This is a genomic window from Desulfamplus magnetovallimortis (assembly GCF_900170035.1).
Taxonomy (GTDB): domain Bacteria; phylum Desulfobacterota; class Desulfobacteria; order Desulfobacterales; family Desulfobacteraceae; genus Desulfamplus; species Desulfamplus magnetovallimortis.
Genome location: NZ_LT828550.1, coordinates 8,379 through 13,074, shown reverse-complemented (window position 1 = coordinate 13,074; position 4,696 = coordinate 8,379). Strand labels below are relative to the sequence as shown.

General features: G+C 34.2%; 8 protein-coding genes. All 8 read right to left on the bottom strand.

Annotation, left to right across the window (positions count from 1 at the left end):
- Positions 1 to 105: 105 nt before the first annotated feature.
- Positions 106 to 870 (bottom strand): hypothetical protein, encoded by a 765-nt coding sequence (locus MTBBW1_RS17055; RefSeq protein ID WP_139786797.1) that lies wholly within the window; start codon positions 868 to 870, stop codon positions 106 to 108.
- A 263-nt stretch (positions 871 to 1,133) separates the two neighbouring features.
- Positions 1,134 to 2,048 carry a hypothetical protein gene (locus tag MTBBW1_RS17050; protein ID WP_080805218.1) on the bottom strand — a complete coding sequence of 305 codons (915 nt, stop codon included), beginning with the start codon at positions 2,046 to 2,048 and terminating at the stop codon, positions 1,134 to 1,136.
- Between the two features lie 2 nt (positions 2,049 to 2,050).
- A complete protein-coding gene (locus tag MTBBW1_RS17045) occupies positions 2,051 to 2,329 on the bottom strand; it encodes a hypothetical protein (RefSeq protein WP_080805216.1) in 279 nt (92 codons plus the stop codon).
- Positions 2,330 to 2,550: 221 nt separating this feature from the next.
- A complete protein-coding gene (locus tag MTBBW1_RS17040; protein ID WP_080805214.1) occupies positions 2,551 to 2,856 on the bottom strand; it encodes a helix-turn-helix domain-containing protein in 306 nt (101 codons plus the stop codon).
- Positions 2,843 to 3,178, bottom strand: coding sequence for a type II toxin-antitoxin system RelE/ParE family toxin (locus MTBBW1_RS17035; protein WP_080805212.1), 336 nt, complete (start codon positions 3,176 to 3,178; stop codon positions 2,843 to 2,845). The genes MTBBW1_RS17040 and MTBBW1_RS17035 overlap by 14 nt, the downstream gene beginning before the upstream one ends.
- Positions 3,179 to 3,271: 93 nt before the next feature.
- Positions 3,272 to 3,448: a hypothetical protein gene (locus tag MTBBW1_RS28475; protein WP_186441418.1), complete on the bottom strand. Its 177-nt coding sequence runs from the start codon at positions 3,446 to 3,448 to the stop codon at positions 3,272 to 3,274.
- Between the two features lie 15 nt (positions 3,449 to 3,463).
- The gene (locus tag MTBBW1_RS17030) at positions 3,464 to 3,808 is read right to left on the bottom strand and encodes a hypothetical protein (RefSeq protein ID WP_080805208.1); all 345 of its coding nucleotides are present in this window, start codon (positions 3,806 to 3,808) and stop codon (positions 3,464 to 3,466) included.
- Between the two features lie 632 nt (positions 3,809 to 4,440).
- Positions 4,441 to 4,696, bottom strand: a 256-nt coding sequence (locus MTBBW1_RS29135; RefSeq protein ID WP_222424091.1) for a hypothetical protein, incomplete at its 5' end; no start/stop codon positions are given.

The following is a 4,696-nucleotide window of genomic DNA, read 5'->3' as shown; positions in this document are numbered from 1 at the left end:
GCTGAGTTGAGGGGCGCCGCCAACAGCCTTCGCGGTCAACGACTCCCGTTCACGGCGTCCCCTCGAACGACCTGTTGTACAACATATTGAAATAAAAGTTATATTTTATATCTCATTTAAATCATTTACAAATATAGTCATGATTTTTTTAGCTATTTGGCTACTTTGTGCATTATCTGTTTTGGGAAATTTCGTTGCAATCAGAGCCAACACATACACTTTTTCCTCATCATTATCATAAGTAGATTGACATATTTCCATTGCTTTTTCAAAACTTCCGCTTTCAGCAACATTTTCAATAAGTTCTATAGCACATCTACCTTTAATAAAAGTTGAAAAGCATTTATGTTGTTTAGGCAACTCGGCGATCATATTATTCAGCAATTCAATAGATTTTTGAGAATTTCTTTTTTTGTTTAATGCATTAAAAATTGATAAAATTGCCCAACATTGTTCTCTTTCTCCATCGGAAGAATTAATTGGTATTAAATTAATCGTCGCAAGAGCTCTATCCACTTGATTACTCCAAGCAAATTTAGTTGATACCATGCCTAAAATTTTGATTTTGGCCTGCTGTTCTGGAATTGATTTTGCTAATTCAATTGCATCTTCAAAAAGATCTTGTCTTGCGAGGTCCTCTGCAAGTGCTACGAAAAGTCTATTTTTATCTATATATTCATTAGACTTTACAACTTGTAGTGCTTCTTTTAATTGGCCATTTTCAGCCATAGCTAAACAAATTTTTTCAAAACAAAAACGATCAAACCATTTTCTGTTTGTATATTTATTTTTTTGGGCAAAATCGTGCATAGTTTTTTGAGCATTTTCCAAACTATCTTCTTTTGCTATCCAATAAATTATTTCTCTCAATAAATAAGACTTTCGATAATAATACTTTTGGTCAATCAAATTTGCATATTTTATCGATTCGGAAATTTCACTTTTCTCAACACATGAATATGCAATTTTTGCATACAAGTGGTTTTTTAATTCAGTATCATTAACCTTTTTTAGTATATTAAGAATATAATCAACGTCATTTGACTCTGAAATGATTTCTGCAATATGAGAGTAAGAAGAATATTGAGAATCTCCATCTTCAATTGAGTGGATAATTTGAATAATTTTTTTTGTTATACTAATTGCTTTTTTATCTTCTTTTTTTCTATATATTTCTTAATAACTGCACCATATACTGAAGATTGCATATGTGAGTCATATCCAATAGATTCTGACAATTTTAATGCTTCGTTAATTTCATCATTCTCAATTAACTTTTTAATAACATACCAAAGAGCTTCGTTTTTATATTGCTTTTTAGCCTGCATCAATTCAATTATCACAACAGCCTTATTAATATCATTACTTTCGACCAATCTGCTTGATATCTCTTTTAGTATTCTGTCACCAATAATTTTATTGGTAAACTTTTTTGATAATTCAACTGCTTTATCAAACTCGTCTTGATTGATTAGTTCTTTTAAAGCCTCTTCTAAAGCATAATCTCTGCTTTCAGCATCATGAATGGCATTTACAAGATTAATTGCTCTTTTAACTTCTCCAGACTTGCTAAGTTCACGAACAATTTTTTTCAATAAACGCTTTTTATGCTTCTCACTTGTAAAATTTGATAATAATTCTGCTGTTGAATATAAATCCTCAAAAGGTTTTTTCTGAATTATGAAATTACATTCCCAAATTTTTTGTCTTGCTTTCCTCGACTTTTCTTTTGACAATCCTTCACTTAAAGCAACATTAAATAATTTTAGAGCTTCTTCAAATTTCATTTGTTTATATGCTGAAATTGCTGGCAGATAAAAACAGTTTTCGAGCATTTCTTGAGCTTCAATTTTTTTAGTACTTGAAAGCCCTTCTTTCAATGATTTTTTTAACAAACGTTCTGCTTTATTGTAATTAGATGATTGGTATGCGTGAATAGCAGACTGAAATAATTTTTCAGGATTAACCCTAACTCCAGCATAAACAAGAGCATTAAACACTATCAATGTAATTAAACAATAAATAAATCCAAATTTGTGAGCAGACATTTTTAGCTCCGAGTATTTTTTTCTATTGCAAATAAAACACCTATCATTTCAGCCATGATCATAAGCATTAAGCCCCAAATCACACAAATTACACAAGTAGCAGTTTGAAAAATATCTTTTTTTGACCAAAACCATTCTCCACCTTCAGTTCCAAGGAATTTGAAAAATTCAATCAATTCAAGAACTCCCGATATTATTCCTAAAAAAAGAATGAGACAGCCTATAAAAAATAGCATTTTTGATGTAAAAGACAACACTGGGAATCGCTCATTTACTAACATATTTGCCTCCAATATTTTATTGTTATTCAAAAACCCTTTCACCAAAACATAATCCCCAAACGCTTACTACATTATGTTTCTTCAGCTTCGCCTCCCAAATCATATTTGTACAACGCTGAGGTAACCTGCCGCGCCAGTAGCCTTCGCGGTTAACGACTCCCGTTCACGCGGTCAGGTTGACCGACTTGTTCTGCCCATTTTTTTTTTGAATTGTTTAAAAATTAAACTGTAGGAACTTGTGTTCGTGAAACTAATTTGATTTCTAATTGGCAATCCAAAGCATTTGCGTATTTTTTCAAAGTAGCAAGAGATGGCGAGTGCTTGCCGCTACTCAAAGAAGATTCGAGTCGTGTAATTGCAGGTGCTTTTGTTCCCATACGCTTTGCAACTTCAGCTTGACTCAACCCTGCTTTTTGGCGAGCCTGTAATAACTCACGTAATAATAAAAATTCAAGTTCTAAAGAATTATATATATTTCTGACATTTTTCTTTTGAAATGCTTTTTCTTTCAACTTAGAGTGTGTCATTATTCATTACCTCGCTCATTCTTTTTTTTGCAATTTTAATCTCTTTTTGGGGTGTTTTTTGAGATTTTTTTATAAATGAGTGAAGCATGAATATTTTTCTGCCAACTTTTATGCAGAAAAAAACTCTCGCTATCCCTTCTTTACTTTTTACCCGTAATTCAAAAAGGCTGTTTCCCATTGATTTGGTGTGTGGGAGACCAAGATTAGGACCAAATTCAAACATCAAATCCGTTAGCCGTAAGTACCGTGCTAACAGCCCTTCAGGTAAATCTAAAATCTCATTTTCCAGTTTTTCGTTGTAATATTCAATTTTCCATTCCATGTAGTAAATATAACAAATATGTTATCTATAAGCAAGTAATATGTAGCATTTTATCTTTTGAGATGATAGAAAATGCCCGCCAGCATTCTTTTGTTACTTGTTATACAAATAAGCTTCTGCTTTGTTCATTGCTTCACTCGCAGATGAGGCTTTTCCTACATGAGACCACCCAGCATATGACACATATATGTCTCTGTTGGATTGATCCCATTTAACCTCATAACTCTTTCCGCTTCCAGCTTTAACACGTCCAATCACTGTAGCTGCCATTTATATCCTCCCGATTCAATATTCAACGACCTCTTCACCTCCAAAGTGTTTCATAACTTCAATATAGTTTTTAAATGTTTTACAGGATTCTTTTACATTTTCTTCGTATCCGAGTATTTCTGCAATATCATTACATTTAAAAGACTGACCTTGCATCAAGCTTCCAATCGTTATATTTAGAGCAATTGAACGCCCTGTCAAAGGAATTTTCACTTCTTTTTCAAGCAAAACTTCTTTGTCCATTTTATACTTTTTCACCAAGTCAGCTTCTTCAGATGAAAGTTCAACGCGTGCCGACAGTTGAAATGAAATTCCACCAAGCATTTTTTTGGCTTGATCCCGAACGATAAATAGCTTCATAGGTAATTTTTCCTTGGGTTTAAAATAAAGACTGCTTGCTGGCGGGCAGAACGCCCAACTCACGGGCAAGGTGCCGTGATAAACTATAAATCAACGAGAAACTCCCATGCACCTTGTCCGGTGGAGTGGCTTGTTGTGTGACGGGTTAACGATAAATAAAAGAGGATTATTAATATATGTGTCCATTATGTGGAAGTGATTATCTCAAAGTGATTTTTTATGGATTGCCTCATAAGCTTTGTTGTAATGAAAAATGCAATTGCTTATATGGTTTTTGGTCAAGGTTTACTGAGTGGCTACCTTTTAATGGTTGTTTTTTTGTGTATGAAGGTGATTATTTTAGGGCTTTTATGGACTGGGTTAAAGAATGAAAGATGAATGCAAAAAACTCCATACCAAATGTCCAGAACGATATGTAGAGTGGCATATGTGGGCAGAGAAAATGAGCAAAACCCATAAATCAAAAAAATGTCCAGTTTGTGGGCTATGGGCTGTATGGGTTAAAAAGAAAAAAAGCTGAAATTTAGACACACAACGTTGAGTACACCGTCAGCCGCAAAAGCCTGCGATACATCCACAGCCCTAATCGGCTGGCGGTGGTACGATTGGTTATATGAAGCCGAATTTTATCTTCAGCCCCCGCAAATCAATGTTTTTCCCATCAGTGGCACATTGTTTGCTAATAGAAAAACCATATTTCCTGTACTATCCAATGTGCAGCCCGTCAACAAATTCCGGCATGAATCCGAATTTTCCATGCTCTTTTTGCCCGGAAAACCTGCAAAATCAGGGGCAATCCCCATCCGGATATGATTTTTCTCATTGAAAATTGCCTTTGAGCAAACACCACCCCATTCACTTTCACGACATCGTAAAAATGCTCCGGGA

What these genes read in the sequence shown, in the direction of transcription:
- MTBBW1_RS17050 (WP_080805218.1), bottom strand. Translation starts at nt 2,048, where the DNA reads ATGTCTGCTCACAAATTTGGATTTATTTATTGTTTAATTACATTGATA.
- MTBBW1_RS17045 (WP_080805216.1), bottom strand. Translation starts at nt 2,329, where the DNA reads ATGTTAGTAAATGAGCGATTCCCAGTGTTGTCTTTTACATCAAAAATG.
- MTBBW1_RS17040 (WP_080805214.1), bottom strand. Translation starts at nt 2,856, where the DNA reads ATGACACACTCTAAGTTGAAAGAAAAAGCATTTCAAAAGAAAAATGTC.
- MTBBW1_RS17035 (WP_080805212.1), bottom strand. Translation starts at nt 3,178, where the DNA reads ATGGAATGGAAAATTGAATATTACAACGAAAAACTGGAAAATGAGATT.
- MTBBW1_RS28475 (WP_186441418.1), bottom strand. Translation starts at nt 3,448, where the DNA reads ATGGCAGCTACAGTGATTGGACGTGTTAAAGCTGGAAGCGGAAAGAGT.
- MTBBW1_RS17030 (WP_080805208.1), bottom strand. Translation starts at nt 3,808, where the DNA reads ATGAAGCTATTTATCGTTCGGGATCAAGCCAAAAAAATGCTTGGTGGA.